This window comes from Parabacteroides sp. AF48-14, assembly GCF_003477465.1.
GTDB classification, from domain to species: Bacteria; Bacteroidota; Bacteroidia; order Bacteroidales; family Tannerellaceae; genus Parabacteroides; species Parabacteroides acidifaciens.
Genome location: NZ_QUDI01000042.1, coordinates 17,898 through 34,453 on the forward strand (window position 1 = coordinate 17,898; position 16,556 = coordinate 34,453).

The 16,556-nt window shown below is 48.7% G+C and carries 10 protein-coding genes and 1 pseudogene; 4 read left to right on the forward strand and 7 right to left on the reverse strand.

Annotation, left to right across the window (positions count from 1 at the left end; all coding sequences use genetic code 11):
• Nucleotides 1–14 precede the first annotated feature (14 nt).
• Complete coding sequence (locus DW083_RS17360; protein WP_122333260.1) at nucleotides 15–1,682, reverse strand: nucleoside kinase; 1,668 nt, start codon at nucleotides 1,680–1,682, stop codon at nucleotides 15–17.
• Nucleotides 1,683–1,764: 82 nt separating this feature from the next.
• Here DW083_RS17360 and DW083_RS17365 point away from each other — a divergent pair, with 82 nt between their 5' ends.
• The gene (locus tag DW083_RS17365; RefSeq protein ID WP_115500746.1) at nucleotides 1,765–3,453 is read left to right on the forward strand and encodes a Na/Pi cotransporter family protein; all 1,689 of its coding nucleotides are present in this window, start codon (nucleotides 1,765–1,767) and stop codon (nucleotides 3,451–3,453) included.
• 398 nt (nucleotides 3,454–3,851) lie between these two features.
• On the opposite strand, the gene DW083_RS17370 is transcribed toward DW083_RS17365, so the two are convergent.
• Together DW083_RS17370 and DW083_RS17375 are read right to left on the reverse strand one after the other, a co-directional pair.
• Nucleotides 3,852–5,339 (reverse strand): UxaA family hydrolase, encoded by a 1,488-nt coding sequence (locus DW083_RS17370; protein WP_122333261.1) that lies wholly within the window; start codon nucleotides 5,337–5,339, stop codon nucleotides 3,852–3,854.
• A pseudogene (locus DW083_RS17375) lies at nucleotides 5,339–6,776 on the reverse strand (tagaturonate reductase). The gene DW083_RS17370 and the pseudogene DW083_RS17375 overlap by 1 nt, the downstream one beginning before the upstream one ends.
• 193 nt (nucleotides 6,777–6,969) lie before the next feature.
• Between DW083_RS17375 and DW083_RS17380 the strand changes: the two are divergent.
• Together DW083_RS17380 and rnr are read left to right on the forward strand one after the other, a co-directional pair.
• Nucleotides 6,970–7,923: an SMP-30/gluconolactonase/LRE family protein gene (locus DW083_RS17380; RefSeq protein ID WP_115500743.1), complete on the forward strand. Its 954-nt coding sequence runs from the start codon at nucleotides 6,970–6,972 to the stop codon at nucleotides 7,921–7,923.
• 82 nt (nucleotides 7,924–8,005) lie between these two features.
• Entirely contained in the window at nucleotides 8,006–10,186 is a 2,181-nt protein-coding gene (rnr, locus tag DW083_RS17385; RefSeq protein ID WP_122333262.1) for a ribonuclease R, read from the forward strand.
• On the opposite strand, the gene DW083_RS17390 is transcribed toward rnr, so the two are convergent.
• The 4 genes from DW083_RS17390 to DW083_RS17405 all read right to left on the reverse strand — a co-directional run bounded on the left by DW083_RS17390 (nucleotide 10,183) and on the right by DW083_RS17405 (nucleotide 14,668).
• Nucleotides 10,183–10,398 carry an immunity 17 family protein gene (locus DW083_RS17390; RefSeq protein WP_122333263.1) on the reverse strand — a complete coding sequence of 72 codons (216 nt, stop codon included), beginning with the start codon at nucleotides 10,396–10,398 and terminating at the stop codon, nucleotides 10,183–10,185. The two genes, rnr and DW083_RS17390, sit on opposite strands and share 4 nt — an antisense overlap.
• A gap of 3 nt (nucleotides 10,399–10,401) precedes the next feature.
• Nucleotides 10,402–10,821, reverse strand: coding sequence for a tRNA (adenosine(37)-N6)-threonylcarbamoyltransferase complex ATPase subunit type 1 TsaE (gene tsaE / locus DW083_RS17395; RefSeq protein ID WP_115500740.1), 420 nt, complete (start codon nucleotides 10,819–10,821; stop codon nucleotides 10,402–10,404).
• A gap of 94 nt (nucleotides 10,822–10,915) precedes the next feature.
• Nucleotides 10,916–12,466 (reverse strand): PglZ domain-containing protein, encoded by a 1,551-nt coding sequence (locus DW083_RS17400; RefSeq protein WP_115500739.1) that lies wholly within the window; start codon nucleotides 12,464–12,466, stop codon nucleotides 10,916–10,918.
• 387 nt (nucleotides 12,467–12,853) lie between these two features.
• Nucleotides 12,854–14,668, reverse strand: a complete 1,815-nt coding sequence (locus DW083_RS17405; RefSeq protein ID WP_122333264.1) for a right-handed parallel beta-helix repeat-containing protein — start codon at nucleotides 14,666–14,668, stop codon at nucleotides 12,854–12,856.
• A 189-nt stretch (nucleotides 14,669–14,857) separates the two neighbouring features.
• Here DW083_RS17405 and cysS point away from each other — a divergent pair, with 189 nt between their 5' ends.
• Nucleotides 14,858–16,333: a cysteine--tRNA ligase gene (gene cysS / locus DW083_RS17410; protein WP_122333265.1), complete on the forward strand. Its 1,476-nt coding sequence runs from the start codon at nucleotides 14,858–14,860 to the stop codon at nucleotides 16,331–16,333.
• The last annotated feature ends 223 nt before the right edge of the window (nucleotides 16,334–16,556 follow it).

The window sequence follows — 16,556 nt, forward strand, 5'->3', positions numbered from 1 at the left end:
CCGAAAAACAAATATCAGTAACGGAAACTTCCTCCCCCTAAGAACTCACGCAAGAGAGAAGTGCCCGGAAGGCCGACATCGGGAATATAATTAAAATAGCGGAGGAAACGGAGCAAGCGGTAAGCCTCCGCATTTTCCGGATCGCATTCGCGCACTTCGCCTAAAATCGGTTCGGCAAACTTCCGCAAGGCTGCCAGTTCATACAACATGGCGCTGTTGAACATAGCATCCGCATTTTCCTGATACGGGAAAATCCATTTATCTTCGCCCCGGCGCACACTGGGCCAGCGGGCAATCGTATCACGGGCGGAATAGCCACGGAAACGGTAATCGCGGATAATACGGCGCAAGAGGCGGTTATCGGTCGTCGGAATCCAGTTATGGTTGTCTAACGAGATAGAGGTCAACACCGAAACATAAACCCGGTACTTATAGCAATCTTCGATCATGGAGGTCAACTCCGGATTCAGAGCATGGATGCCCTCGATCACCAGAACCGAATTCTGGTGCATCTTCAATTTCTTTCCTTTATACACGCGACGACCGGTTTCAAAGTCAAAACTCGGCACGTCTATCTCCTCACCCGAAAGCAATTTCTGCAACTCGCTGTTGAAATAAGGCAGGTCGAGTGCGTAGAGGGATTCAAAATCATATTCGCCCGTTTCATCCTTAGGCGTATCTTCGCGATTCAGGAAATAATCGTCTAACGAGAGGCTGACGGGATGAATCAGGTTCGTGATCAACTGTACTTCCAAACGCTTGCAGAAGGTTGTCTTTCCGGAAGAGGAAGGGCCGGAGATCAAGACGATGCGGATACCATCGTTATAGCGCGAAGCAATCTCTTCCGCGATCTTGGCAACCTGCTTCTCCTGCATGGCTTCGGATACCATGACAATCTCGGAAGACAGGCCTTTCTCGATTGCCCGGTTCAGGTCGCCTACATTATCCAGCCCGACCGTACGCTGCAAAGTCAGGTGTTCCTTATAGACCTGAAACATCTTATCTTGGCGGATGACAGGTTCCAGCTCCAACGGATTGCCTCTTTGCGGGACACGCAACAACACGCCGTCGAAATAAGGGACCAGATCAAAAAGCCGCACATAGCCGGTAGATGGCGTCAGGCAACCGTAAAAATAATTGATGTAACCATCCAAATCATAATAAGAGGTATAAGGCATACCGGCGCTTTCGATCAGACGCGCCTTGTCGTTCATGCCCCTTTCGCGAAACAAGACCGCCGCGTCGGCCGTACGGACCGTCTTCAAACGGAAAGGCAGGTCAGCATCGATAATCTCACACATCCGTTTTTTGATCTTGCCGATCGTTTCTTCATCGATATTCTTTCCATTGTGAATGACGCAGTAGTAACCTTTTGAAATCGGATGTTCCAGGTTCAACGTCGCCGAAGGCAGCACATCGTTTACAGCTTTGGAAAAGATATGACACAGGGAACGGACATACGTACGCATTCCCGACAGTTGGGAATAATCGACATATTCTACATCTTTCGGATGCCAGCAACGGAAGCTCAAGCCTTCCGTTTTATTGTTTACTTGCGCATTCATCGGCCGCAACCGGAGCGGAGCGCCTACAAGCGCATAGATGTCTAACAGTGAAGAACCAATGGGAACCTCTTTATAGGTATTGTTATTTTTGCAATAAATTGTAATCGTTTCAGACATGGTATATCAGTTATTATTTGTAAATTTGCCCCCTAAAGTTAGGAATATTAATCGGATATACATCCACTTAAACGTATTTTAAATGGACTATTCATTTTTTGATTTTCTACGCCTGATAGGTTCTTTAGGCTTGTTCCTGTACGGTATGAAAATCATGAGCGAAGGTCTGCAGAAATTTGCGGGTGACAGTTTACGCAAGATTCTGACGGCCATGACGACTAACAGGGTAACCGGTGTTTTAACCGGCGTTTTGATCACGGCCCTGATCCAATCATCATCCGCCACTACAGTCATGGTGGTCAGTTTCGTCAACGCCGGGTTGCTCACCCTCACCCAATCCATCGGGGTCATTATGGGAGCCAATATCGGTACGACCGTAACCGCTTGGCTGATTTCCGCCCTCGGATTTAAAGTCGACATCGCAGCCTTTTCCCTCCCTCTATTAGCATTTGGTATTCCTCTACTCTTTTCCGGTAAAAGTTCCCGTAAGTCGATCGGTGAGTTCATCTTCGGTTTCGCATTTCTCTTTATGGGTTTGCAGTCGTTGAAAGCCAATGCGCCTGATCTTGGCGCCAACCCCGATATGCTTGCTTTCGTGCAGAACTATACCGATATGGGATTCATCTCCATCATCCTGTTCCTTTTCATCGGTGCGATTCTGACCATGATTGTACAAGCTTCCGCCGCCACAATGGCAATCACGCTTATCATGTGTGCCAACGGCTGGATCGACTATCAATTAGGTGTAGCGCTGGTACTGGGCGAAAACATCGGAACAACCATCACGGCCAACTTAGCAGCGCTGACCGGAAATATACAGGCCCGGCGAGCGGCTTTGGCACACTTGGTATTCAACATATTCGGTGTTTGCTGGGTGCTTGTTTTATTCTATCCGTTTACAAATGCCGTTTCCTGGTTCGTGACAAATATCATGGGGATAAGCGATCCGGCAGTTGCCGTTTCCTTCAAGTTGGCGGCATTCCACACGGCATTTAATATCAGCAATACGTTCATTATGATCTGGTTCGTCAACCTGATCGAGAAGACGGTTCGTGCTCTCATCAAAGGGAAAAAAGAGGAGGAAGAAGAATACCGCTTACGTTATATTACAGGCGGTATGTTGTCTACAGCCGAGCTTTCCATCCTGCAGGCACACAAGGAAATCACTCTTTTTGCAGAACGCACGGGCCGTATGTTGGGCATGGTAAAAGAATTGTTCTACGAAAAGAATGAAGAAGCATTCCTGAAGACCTACAGCCGCATCGAGAAATACGAAAGTATCAGCGACCGGATGGAAATCGAGATTGCCAACTATCTGACCTGCGTGGCTGAAGGCCGCCTGAGTTCGGAAGGTAAGGAAGAGATCCGTATCATGCTTCGTGCCGTATCGGAGATAGAAAGTATTGCCGACTCCTGCAACAATATGGCACGAAGTATCAAGCGCCGCAACGAGTTCAAATCGACGTTTACGGACGAGCAAAACCATAACGTTGACCAGATGTTGGCACTGACGGAAAAGGCCTTGTACCGCATGATCGAGATCCTGAAAAAGACAGAACTCGTCCGCGATGATGTCAACCCGTCTTACAACATTGAGAACGAAATCAACAACTACCGCAACCAGTTGAAGAACCACAACGTGGAAGACATCAACAACAAGAAATACCAGTACCAGGATGGCGTCTACTACATGGATATCATCGGCGAAGCAGAAAAGCTTGGCGACTATGTATTGAATGTAGTGCAGGCGGTTATTGAGAAGAAGATATAAGATAAATATTTTATCCGGTCTTCTATTGCATGTCACAGCCGTATTCTTTTCATGTCACAATTGTCTTCCTTCTATGTTACAGTTGGATTTCTTTTGTTTCACGGCTGTGACATGAATAGCGGGTAGGTACGGAGGGGGCACACATCCCGCATCGTTCATTCTATCTGCCGGGTTATTCATTCCTTTACGGCACTATAACCCCATGAAGTACTGCAATACCATTTTACAGGCAATCTTGACAAGCCAGGACCTTCACGCTTGTTTATAGAACAGGCTTCGTAGGGGCAGTTCGCGAACTGCCCAGGTAGCGTATTTGTTGACACGAAGGGCGGTTCGCGAACCGCCCCTACGAGGTCTGTTTGATTCACTTCTGTCAATAAACGGATTATCCCGATTAATTATAATGTTACCCCGGATTTGAAGATTGCGATCTCCCGGTAACCGTTCTTTTCGTTATTGGTCGGACAACCGCTTGCGACATCGATGACAAAGCGGATAAACTCTTCACAAAGTTCTTTCATGCCTTTGCCTTCCAACAGGGAACCGGCGTTGAAATCGATCCAGTTTGGCTTGCGTACATACAAATTACTGTTAGTCGAAACCTTCACTGTCGGAACAAACGTGCCGAAAGGCGTTCCTCTTCCGGTTGTAAACAGAACCAGATGGCAGCCGGAAGCTGCCAAAGCGGTACTGGCCACCAGGTCGTTTCCGGGAGCGCTCAACAGGTTCAGACCTTTTGTTATTAACCGTTCACCATAGAGCATGACATCCCGCACAGCCGAAGTCCCGGCTTTCTGCGTACACCCCAGCGATTTCTCTTCCAGTGTAGAAATACCTCCCGCCTTATTGCCCGGGGAAGGATTCTCGTAAATGGGTTGTTTATTTTCTATGAAATAGGATTTGAAGTCATTGACCAAATGAACAGTCTTTTCAAAGACTTCCCGCGATTCGCTTCGGTTCATCAGGATCGTTTCGGCTCCGAACATCTCCGGTACTTCCGTCAGAACTGTCGTTCCTCCCTCTGCCACCAGATAATCGGAGAAGACGCCCAGCAACGGATTAGCCGTAATGCCGGAAAAGCCATCCGATCCGCCACATTTCAACCCCACACGCAATTCGCCTAAAGGAACATCCGTGCGCTCATCCTGTGAAGCGACTGCATAAAGTTCACGCAAAAGCGCCATGCCCGCCTCTAATTCATCGTCCACCTTCTGCGTTTCCATAAAGCGGATGCGTTCCGTATCGTATTCTCCCAATAGCTCGCGGAAAGCGCCGACCTGGTTGTTCTCACATCCCAAACCGACAACAAGAACCGCCCCCGCGTTCGGGTGCAAAACCATATCCCGCAATATCTTCCGGGTATTCTCGTGGTCATCACCCAACTGGGAACAACCATAGTTATGCGGAAAAGCGACAATCGCATCGACTCCCGCCCCTTGTGTCTCCCGCTGCAACTCATCGGCCAGCCGGCGGGCAATGCCATTCACACAGCCGACGGTCGGAATAATCCAGACCTCATTCCGGATACCGACATTCCCGTTCTTGCGGCGATAGCCTTTAAAAGCGAGCGAAGCCCGTGAAGGTTGTGCAGGAATGGGCTGCGGGTTAAATTCATATTCACGAAGTCCTTCCAGATTGGTTTTGATATTCTTCTCGTTTACCCAACAACCCGCAGCAATCGCTATCCGGGCATGCCCGATAGGAGCGCCGTATTTAACGATATAATCGCCTTCCTCAAAGTCCTGCAAGGCTACTTTATGGCCTGCCGGGATATCCTGTCGCACAACAACAGTCTTTCCATTGATGTCCAACGACATGCCGGTATGCAGGTCTTCGACGGCCACAGCCACATTATCGGCCGGATTTATCTGTATATACGTTCGCATCAGCAAATTTCTTTAACAGCAGTAAGCATTCCCTTTTCCTGAATGGTATCCAGAAACTCTTTCAGCATTTCCGTCAGCCCCGGAATCCGGTTCAGGTCTTCACCCCAAATAGAAGAGGCAGCCAATACGCCTTCCGCCACTTTCCGCGTCGAACCGGTCGCCCAAAGTTCCTGTAGCAACTTGAGGTTTTCCGCAGAGTCATCCGGCTCCGCTTTTACACCATCGGCACGTGCATCTCCCTTATAGTAGGTAATAATGGCAGCCAGACCTAAAACGAGCCCTTTCGGCAACTCGCCTTTCCGCTCCAGATAGACTTTCAGGCCCGGTAAATCGCGCGTTTCATATTTAGGGAATGAATTCAGCATGATCGAGACAACCGAATGATCGACAAACGGATTATTGAAACGTTCCATCACGTCGCGGCCGAACTGCATCAGTTCCTCTTTCGGCAGGTCTAACGTTTCCAGCAATTCTTCAAACATCACTTTATGAATGTATCTCCCCAATACCTCGTGCCGGCAGGCATCCCGTACGATATCCACCCCGGAAAGCCAGGTGACAGGCGCCAAAACCGTATGGGGCCCATTCAGCAAAGTTACTTTCCGCTGGTGATAAGGCTCTTCGCTCGGAACAAACAGCACATTCAGCCCCGCCTTGTCCGCCGGGAACTCCTTCGCTACCGAACCGGGCGCTTCAATCACCCACAGATGGAAGACCTCCGCCTGGACAACCAGGTTATCGTTATACTGTAACTTTTCCTTGATCGCATCGATCTCCTTGCGCGGGAATCCCGGAACGATGCGGTCCACCAGTGTCGCATACACCCCGCAGGATTCTGTGAACCATGTTTTAAAGCCATCGCCCAATTCCCACAATTCGATATATTGGTAAATTGTTTCTTTCAGCTTATGCCCGTTCAGGAATATCAGTTCACACGGGAAGATTATCAGCTTTGTCCTTATCGCCGTTAAATGTCTTGTAGCGATGGTAGAGTAACTGAGTCAGCTTTCCCGGATAAGAAGAAGCCGGCGCATCTTCCGGTTTGCAAGCCGGATCAAAAGTGATTCCCGCTTCCGTCGTATTGGAAATAACAAAACGCATTTCCGGCTGTTCCGCTAATTTCATGAAAGCGGCAAAATCCGTATAGGGATTCAACGCACGGCTGATCACATCGACCCGGGTCAGGCTGTTTACCTTCTCTCCTTTATCCAAGCCTTGCAGATTGACATGATAGAGGCAATCCTGCGCATTCAGCATATCCGCCATCCCCCGGTCAATCGGCTGGACAACGACCACACTACTGTCAAAACCCACCTTCTCGTTCATCTTTTGGATAATCCAATCCGCAAAGGCACGAAGGAAATTCCCTTCGCCGAACTGTATGATCCGTTCCGGATGCAGCACCTTTCCGGCTGTTTTTTTATTCAATTCTCTCATCTCAATCTCAGTTTAAAATCCGTTCATTAACGGCAATCGAAGCCGGTAATCAAATTGGGTTCTAATTTAAAGGAAAACGAAAACATATCCAACAATATGCAATAAAACATATAAATATGTCTGGTAATCAGGATTAATTTAATATATTTGCATCAAATATCTCTATCACGAACTAAAACCGGCATTTTGTATCATGAAGCATTTTCTTATTAACATACTAACTTTATTCTCTATTTTAATCACGGCAATATCCTGTTCGCCTAAAGTAGAAATCATTCCGGCTGAATTGGCCTACAAGGCCGAAGCCACTACCGGAGAAGGATCGATCTGGGACCCCTACCGCCAGACATTATTCTGGGTAGACATTGAAGGTCAGACGTTGTACGAATATCACCCGAACACAAAGAAATGCGACTCGTGGAAATTCGACCGCATGATATCCACTGTCGTACCGGAAAGCGACAGCACCGTTATCATCGCCCTGCAAAACGAAATCGTACGGGTAAACCTGGCTGACGGGCAGACGACATCCGTCGCTCCGATACCCGACAAAGACGGAAAAGTACGCTGCAACGATGGGAAATGCGACCCGGAAGGACGTCTATGGATCGGGACAATGGGTTTTGGCGCGCCGAAAGGAGCCGGAACCTTGTATTGTGTTTTACCCGACGGAACAATCAGCACCAAACTACAAAAAGTAACGATCTCGAACGGTATCGTCTGGACAGCAAACAAGAGATTCATGTACTACAACGATACGCCGACCGGCAAAATAGCCCGCTACCGCTATGATCCCGACAACGGCGATATCCTGTTTGACGGAATTGCGGTCGATCTGCCGGAAGGGACAGGGGCGCCGGACGGGATGACAATCGACAGTCAGGACCACCTCTGGGTGGCTCAATGGGGAGGCTATGGCGTTTACTGTTATAACCCTTATACGGGAGAATTATTGGCCAAGGTGAACGTTCCGGCCCCAAATGTCGCCTCCTGCGCATTCGGAGGTAAAAAGATGGACACGCTTTATATCACAACGGCTCGCGCCGGCCTGTCCGAAGAACAACTCCGCAAGTATCCGTTGAGCGGCAGCGTCTTCAGTTGCAAACCGGGTGCTAAAGGAGTAGCAGCCAACAGTTTCGGGAATTAAGGCCTTCCGGACATAATTTATCACAAATGTAAACAGCTTCTCAATATTTATTGTTTACTTTGTAAAACATTGAAATAAAAATATGACTAAGAATAAATCTGAAAAGAAAAGTAATAAACAGGGGAAGAAGCAAAACAGCTCCAAAAGCAATAACAAACGGATGAAAAAAGAGGCAATGATCAATGCCATCATCGACGTATTCAAGTCTTCTCCCAAGGAACCTTTCAACTATCGACAAATCAGCAGTATGATAGGAGTGACTAACCAAGTGCAGAAATTGCAGGTGGTGGACATCCTGTATGATCTCTCCGCTGATAACTTCATTTCCGAAATAGACCGGGGACGCTACCGCTATAACGACTGGGGAACAACAGCCGTCGGGACTTTCATGCGCCGGCAGAACGGAAAGAACTCTTTTATCCCCGAAGACGGCGGAACGCCTATCTTTGTGGCAGAACGCAACTCCGCCCATGCGCTTAACGGCGATAAGGTAAAAATACAGCTTCATGCAAAGAGAAAAGGCGCCGATCCGGAAGGTGAAGTGATTGAAATCCTGGAAAGCGAACGTCGGACAATCACCGGCAAGCTGCAAGTGACAAAAGGCTTTGCCTTCCTGATTACCGAAGACAAAACATTGGCAAACGATATCTTTATCCCCAAAGACAAGCTGAAAGGCGGCAAGACGGGCGATAAGGCGATTGTCCGTATCACCGAATGGCCGGAAGAAGCCAAGAACCCGCTGGGCGAAGTGGTAGACATTTTAGGTGCGGCCGGTGACAACAATGCCGAGATGAACGCAATCCTCGCAGAGTTCGACCTCCCATACAAATATCCGGCCAATGTGGAAAAAGCGGCGGATAAGATATCGGAAGCAATCCCCGAAGAGGAAATAGCCAAACGTGAAGACTTCCGTAATATCACGACTTTCACCATCGACCCGAAAGATGCCAAAGACTTCGACGATGCGCTTTCCGCACGTCTTCTGGAAAATGGCAACTGGGAAGTTGGCGTACATATTGCCGACGTCACTTATTACGTCAGACCGGAAAGCCTGATAGACCGGGAAGCATATGACCGGGCCACCTCCATCTATCTGGTAGACCGTACCATCCCGATGTTGCCCGAACGCTTGTGCAACAAGATATGTTCACTCCGTCCGGACGAAGAGAAACTCTGTTTTTCGGCTATCTTCGAATTAAATAAAAACGCCGAAGTCCAGCAATTCCATATCGCCCGTACGATCATCAAGAGCGACCGCCGTTTCGCCTACGAAGAAGCGCAGGAAGTGATCGAGACAGGAGAAGGCGATTACAAAGAAGAAATCCTGGCGCTCAATAGCCTGGCACAAAAATTACGTGAAAAGCGTTTCAAGGACGGAGCTATCGCATTCGATCGGTTCGAAGTCAAATTCGATATCGACGAGACAGGTAAACCATTGGGTACTTATATCAAAGAGTCAAAAGAAGCCAATAAGCTGATCGAAGAATTCATGTTACTGGCCAACCGTACAGTAGCCGAATTCGTCGGAAAAACCAAGAATAAGACAAAGAAAACATTCGTCTACCGTGTTCATGAACAGCCGGATCCTGAGAAATTGAGAGACTTCTCCGCATTCATCAGCCGATTCGGTCACAAGGTACGTACAGAAGGAAGTAAAACGGACATTTCCAAGAGCTTCAACCGCTTATTGGAGACCGTACAGGGCAAACCGGAAGAGAATCTGGTGGAGACATTAGCTATCCGTTCCATGCAGAAAGCCTTTTACGGGACAGATAATGTCGGGCATTACGGATTGGCAATGGACTATTATACACACTTCACCTCCCCGATCCGCCGTTATCCGGATATGATGGTACACCGTTTACTGGAACGTTATCTGGCGGGCGGGCGCAGTGTGATCAAAAGCAAGTATGAAGAACTCTGCAAACACTGTTCCGAAATGGAAATCCTGGCATCCAGTGCCGAACGCGCTTCCATCAAGTACAAACAGGTGGAATTTATGAAAGATAAGTTAGGGCAGGTATTCGACGGCAAGGTTTCCGGCGTAGCCGAATGGGGCTTGTATGTGGAACTGAATGACAATAAATGCGAAGGGCTTGTCCCGATACGTGACCTCGATGATGATTTCTACGAGTACGACGATAAAAACTACTGCCTGTTAGGCCGTAAAACAAGACGCATATACCGTTTGGGAGATTCCATCACAGTCAAAGTGGCACAGGCGAACCTGGAAAGAAAACAGTTGGACTTTGCGATAGTTTAACTCCAAAAGACAAGTCCTGCCACCCCGCAAGCAATCAACCCCAACCCTAACAGGGCATAAAAGATACGGGCACCCTTGCGACCCAGCCAGCGGACAAACGTCATGGCTCCGCTGGTCTGGAAATACCATTCGAGGTTCAGGATGGCAGCGACAATGGAGAAAGCCCCCAATGCGATAAAGAGAATCAGGATAAAATATTCGGTAGGTTCCATCGCTTACTTGACTTCTACGGTACGCGATCCGTCGGGATTCTCCGTAATGGCAACTTCCACTACATCGCCCGGCAAGAGTTCCTCAATCTTTTCCGGCCATTCGATAAAGCAGAGCGCGCCACTGTAGAAATAATCTTCCGTGCCGATATCTTCCGCTTCGCTCAGTTTATTGATGCGGTAAAAGTCAAAATGGTAGATCAGCTCGCCGGTCGTATCGCTGCGATATTCGTTGATGATGGCGAACGTCGGGCTGTTGATCACATCCTCCACACCCAATTCTTCGCAAATAGCTTTGATAAAGGTAGTCTTTCCTGCGCCCATGCTTCCGCGAAAAGCGAAAACGGTACGGTCGTCCATCCCGGCGATAAACGCTTTCGCGGCCTGGCGGATCGTATCTAAACTGTCGATTTTAATTACGCTCATAACTTTATAATTGAAAATGGAGAATTGAAAATTGAAAATTTGAATTCCGTTGCAAAGTTAATGCAATTTTCAATTCTCAATTTTCAATTCTCAATTATTTTGGCATCATCGTAATAAAAGGGACCAGCATCTCTTCCATCGAAATGCCGCCATGCTGGAACGTATTCTTATAGTAAGAAACGTAGTAATTATAATTATTCGGATAGGCGAAGAAATCATTATTCATCGCAAATATATACTTGCTGCTCAGGTTCGGGGAGGGCAATCCGACCTTGTCCGGATAGCGGATTTCGAGCACTTCCTTCGGGTTGTAATTCAAGTTCTTACCGACCTTATAGCGGAGATTGGTGTTCGTATTCTTGTCGCCTATCACCTTCAGGGGGTTATCCACACGTATCGTCCCGTGATCGGTCGTAACGATAACCCGGTAGCCTTTCCCGGCTATACGCTTGAAGAGTTCCAACGTGCCGGAATGCTGGAACCAGGAACGCGTCAGGCTGCGATAAGCCGCTTCGCTCTGGGCCAGTTCACGGATCATCTTGTTTTCCGTACGGGCATGCGAAAGCATATCGACAAAGTTAAGGACAACCACATTCAACTGGTTATTCAGGAGGGAAGGAACGATATTCAGCAACTTGTCGTTATACTGCGAGTCGTGCACCTTATGGTAGGAGAACGTATATTTCTTGCGGAACCGTTCGATTTGCGTCTGGATAAGCGGCGCTTCGTTCAGGTTCTTGCCTTCCTCGCTGTCTTCGTCCACCCAAAGCTCGGGGAACATTTTCTCGATCTGTAGCGGCATCAGGCCGGAGAATATCGAGTTGCGGGCATACTGTGTCGCGGTCGGCAGGATACTGTAGTAGAGGCTTTCGTCGAAAGTAAAATATTCGGCAAGCAGGTCTTTCACCTCACGCCACTGGTCGAGGCGGAAGTTATCGATCAGGATAAAGAACACCTTTTCGTCGTTATCGAGCATCGGGAACACCTTTTTCTTGAACAGGTCGGGGCTCATCAACGGGCGTTCGGCCGGGTTCTGAATCCAGTCCACATAATTCTTCTTGACAAATTTACCGAAAGCATTGTTCGCCTCCTGTTTCTGCATCCGGAGCATATCGGTCATCGGTACTTGGCTGCTTTCCAACTCAAGTTCCCAATAGACGAGTTTCTTATAGACCTCCATCCAGTCGTCGGTCGTCAGCGAGTCGTTGATCTGCATGCCGATACGGCCGAACTCCTGCTGATAGCCGACAGTCGTCGTCTCAGAGATAATCACATTCTTGTGGACATTCTTCTTGATAGACAAAAGCAGTTGGTTCGGGTTGACAGGTTTGATCAGGTAGTCGGCGATCTTATTGCCGATAGCCTGGTTCATGATGCTCTCTTCCTCGCTCTTGGTAACCATGACGACAGGGAGGTCCGGATTGATCGCCTTGATCTGGGCCAGTGTTTCCAGCCCGGTCAGACCCGGCATATTCTCATCCAGAAAAATGATGTCGAATGATTCCTCCTTGCAGCATTCAATGGCATCCTGCCCGCTGATCACCGGAACCACTTCATACCCCTTGTCTTGCAGGAAAAGGATATGAGGTTTCAACAAATCTATCTCATCGTCCGCCCAAAGTACTCTGTCTTTCTTTACTGCCATAGTTTTATCTTTTCTTCTCTACAAATGTATGATAATATAACGAGATACGCTTTCTTTTTGTATAACCTTCCCTCTTTTTTTAGGCTCTTTTGTATTACCTTTGTATAATATAAACGAGAACTATATTTATCATAAGACAAAAGCCACAGAGGATTCCGGCAACCGGGCCAATAACCTTTATCCGCAGCAATAGCGTATCCGCACCATCTATTTAACGGATATATTTGGGACAGACCTCGGAGAGAGCGAGTTCGGCAATCAGTATATGGACACATTGAGGTCAATATATTCATGGACATATTATGATGGATGTTTACTCTTATATTATGGAGATAACAGTTATTTTCAATATGAATTAATAGAAGAATAAAATGAAAAGGGGGAAACTTATTCTTCATTCAGTATATCCCGCGCCTCATCGAACCCTCCGTCGAACTGGTTATCCTTTATCTCCGCATTAATCACACGTTGGAAGAAGAAGCGGTGGTTGTTCCAGTGGAAGGCTGGATAATCCTGGTTCTGCCGGATCACGTTATTACGGAAGACGAGTCCGTCGACCGACTTCGCATACAGGATCGGGGCGTCAAAAGTATCGAACGTGTTGTTCTCAATCACGATACCGCTATGGAAATACTTCTTCTGGTCTTTCAGGTCGGGTATCTCCGGATAGATGGATATTACGGCATTGGTGAACTGGAACATATTCGTCAACGCGTTGATAAACCGGTTATTCCGGATCAATACGTCATGGCAAGCCCCCGTCTCGAACCATCCGTTGCAATCGCCGCACAGCAAGATAGCCGTACCGGAGGTATGGTCGAAGACATTATTTTCCACAACAGTCCGCTTAGGCGTGCTGAACAGTGAACCGCGGGCACGGTTATTACGAATCACATTGTCGGCGAAATAAACCGCCGGCGTCCATTCCAGGTTCTCGATACCATACGTTCCGGCCTCGCAGATCGCAGGATCGACAGGCTTCTCAAATGTGATGCGGAACAGCTTGGCACCGTGATCATCCGGCTTGTCGACAGCCTGGATAGCCGTCACCTTATTCCGCTCTCCCAATATCTCCATTGTTTTGGAATCAATAAACTGGACGGTGTCACCCAGACGCCCCCATTCGAAACCATATGACTGACCGTGCATATACTCGCCCACCAACGTTTTGTCGTCGACACGCTGCTGCACCTTCAGATAAGTGCCATGCACATTGATCGCATCGTCCATCATCCCCTCGTACAAACCGCCGACAGAGCGGATCAGTCCCTTGCATCCGGAAAAATGAGTGGCGTCCGCCTGTGTCGTGAAGTAACGCGGATCATCCTTGCCACGCAGGCAGACCGAGAAGCGATCCAACGTGATATTCTCGCTCATCTGTGCCAGCAAACCCATCCCTTCAGCATAATGGACCTGTATATTCTCCAATGCCGTATTGGTATTATGGTACATGAAAACGCCCGGAGTCGGACGGCCGTACCCACGGAAAACGACAACCGTTCCCGGTATCAGTTTCTTGTTTTTCCAGGAGGCGAGTATCTTACGGGGAGCGATCTCTGCCACATGCCTGCTACCTACGCCAATATCGCTGGTGGTATAGACCAGCCGTTTCGTATCTCCTTCAAAAGCGATTCCCCAGGCAGGAATATGTTCCCAGCCTTCCCCTTTGGCGACAAAGTTACTGTCGCGTATCTCATACTGTACCCAAGGCGCCACCTCGTAGGTGATCAAACCGTTCACCGTATCGTTTTCCAACACCTTAACCTGGCTGATATGCGGATTCTCGAAGTCGATACTGAAGTTCTTCAACGTGCAATTCTCCGAACCCACTAAGGAAACGGGAAGCATCCGCCCATGAAAAATCAGTTCCGAACCCTGCCCGTCAAAGACAACGTTCTTCATGTTTTCGAACGGCAGCCCTACGGACTTGGGATTGTCCTGGTCATGGTTGGAGATGAAATACTCACGAAGGGAAGCCCCTTCCGGATAGAAGTCGTAACGCCCTTTCGGCAAAACGATTGTGACACCATCCGGGTGATCCGTCGCAGCGATCTCCTGCAAAGCTTTCGCAATCAAGGGGGATGCGTTTTCCTTACTGTCCGGTTTTAGGCCATAATCAGCAAGATTATACGACTGACCGCCACAGGCTGTCAGCAGAACTGCCAGCATAAATGTGAGTATAAAAGATGATTTTAGTTTCATGGCAAGTATCTTATGTGTTGATCCTATTTTACAATTCGGGAACAAATATATCAATTTATTATTTTAATCTGCGGCCATTCCCCTCGATAATCTGTACCCTATCCGTAATTAATCGCGTAAATACCTTCCCGACAGGTTGGCAAAGGCAGAGATTATTCCTATATTTGCCCCTCTTAAAAATAAATAGATATGGAACATCCATTAAGTATTTACAACACGCTCACAAGAAAAAAGGAACAGTTCATCCCGCTGCACGAGCCGCATGTGGGAATGTATGTTTGTGGTCCGACCGTTTACGGCGATGCGCATCTGGGACATGCACGCCCGGCCATCACCTTCGACCTGCTGTTCCGTTACCTGACTCATATAGGATACAAAGTACGTTACGTACGCAACATTACCGATGTCGGCCACCTCGAACACGACGCGGATGACGGCGAAGACAAGATTGCCAAGAAAGCCCGCCTCGAACAGTTGGAGCCGATGGAAGTGGTGCAGTATTACCTGAACCGTTACCATCATGCGATGGAAGCGCTCAACGTCTTGCCACCCAGCATCGAGCCGCATGCATCCGGACATATCATCGAACAGATCGAACTGGTGAAGAAGATCCTGGACAACGGATATGCTTACGAGAGCGAAGGTTCCGTCTACTTCGACGTGGAGAAATATAACAAGGATCATAACTACGGCGTCCTTTCCGGCCGCAACATCGACGATATGCTGAACACGACCCGCGCTCTGGACGGGCAGGACGAGAAGCATAACCCGATCGACTTCGCCCTCTGGAAATGTGCACAGCCGGAACACATCATGCGCTGGCCTTCTCCCTGGAGCGACGGTTTCCCCGGCTGGCACTGCGAATGTACGGCGATGGGCAAGAAGTACTTAGGCGAACATTTCGATATCCACGGCGGCGGCATGGACCTCATCTTCCCGCACCACGAATGCGAGATCGCACAGGCGGTAGCTTCGCAAGGAGACGACATGGTCCACTACTGGATGCACAACAACATGATCACCATCAACGGACAGAAGATGGGTAAGTCGTTGGGGAACTTCATCACGTTGGACGAATTCTTTACGGGTAGCAACAAGATATTGCATCAGGCTTATTCACCGATGACGATCCGCTTCTTTATCCTCCAGGCGCATTACCGCAGCACGGTAGACTTCAGCAACGAAGCCTTGCAAGCCGCCGAAAAGGGTCTGGAGCGTCTGATGGATGCCTACAACCACCTGATGAAGTTGAAAGCATCCGACGCCTCGACGGTCGACGTGAAAGACCTGCGCCGCCGGTGCTACGACGCCATGAACGACGACCTCAACTCGCCGATCGTGATCGCCCACCTGTTCGATGCCACACGCGCCATCAACTCCGTGAAGGACGGCAAGGCTACGATCTCGGCCGAAGACCTGAAAGAGCTTCAGGACGTCTTCCATACCTTCGTCTTCGACATCCTCGGAATGAAAGACGAAGCAGCCTCAGCCGGCGGAGGCTCCTATGAGGCATTCGGCAAAGCGATGGATCTGTTATTGACCATCCGCCAGCAGGCCAAAGCCAACAAAGACTGGGCCACATCCGACAAAATCCGCAACGAACTGACCGCCCTCGGCTTCGAAATCAAAGACACGAAGGACGGCGCAGAATGGAAGTTGAGTTGACAGGGCGGACATTCGATATTTGACAGAACTGAACTATCCCGTTCCCGCGCTCCGACGCGGGATCGCAAAGGAACAGGTTTTATATTGAACCATAAATGATGATTTAGCGACATTGTCTTAGGGCTGTAAGCCCGGCAGATCTCAGCCCAAGGCGTGAGCCTTGGGTTAAGGGAAACGGCTTCCTACCCTCTTTAAGCCCTGTAAGGGCGGCACCGGTAACATC

Coding starts and splice junctions, on each gene's coding strand:
- DW083_RS17370 (WP_122333261.1), bottom strand. CDS start 5,339: ATGCGAACGTATATACAGATAAATCCGGCCGATAATGTGGCTGTGGCC.
- DW083_RS17365 (WP_115500746.1), top strand. CDS start 1,765: ATGGACTATTCATTTTTTGATTTTCTACGCCTGATAGGTTCTTTAGGC.
- cysS (WP_122333265.1), top strand. CDS start 14,858: ATGGAACATCCATTAAGTATTTACAACACGCTCACAAGAAAAAAGGAA.
- DW083_RS17380 (WP_115500743.1), top strand. CDS start 6,970: ATGAAGCATTTTCTTATTAACATACTAACTTTATTCTCTATTTTAATC.
- DW083_RS17390 (WP_122333263.1), bottom strand. CDS start 10,398: ATGGAACCTACCGAATATTTTATCCTGATTCTCTTTATCGCATTGGGG.
- DW083_RS17400 (WP_115500739.1), bottom strand. CDS start 12,466: ATGGCAGTAAAGAAAGACAGAGTACTTTGGGCGGACGATGAGATAGAT.
- DW083_RS17360 (WP_122333260.1), bottom strand. CDS start 1,682: ATGTCTGAAACGATTACAATTTATTGCAAAAATAACAATACCTATAAA.
- tsaE (WP_115500740.1), bottom strand. CDS start 10,821: ATGAGCGTAATTAAAATCGACAGTTTAGATACGATCCGCCAGGCCGCG.
- rnr (WP_122333262.1), top strand. CDS start 8,006: ATGACTAAGAATAAATCTGAAAAGAAAAGTAATAAACAGGGGAAGAAG.
- DW083_RS17405 (WP_122333264.1), bottom strand. CDS start 14,668: ATGAAACTAAAATCATCTTTTATACTCACATTTATGCTGGCAGTTCTG.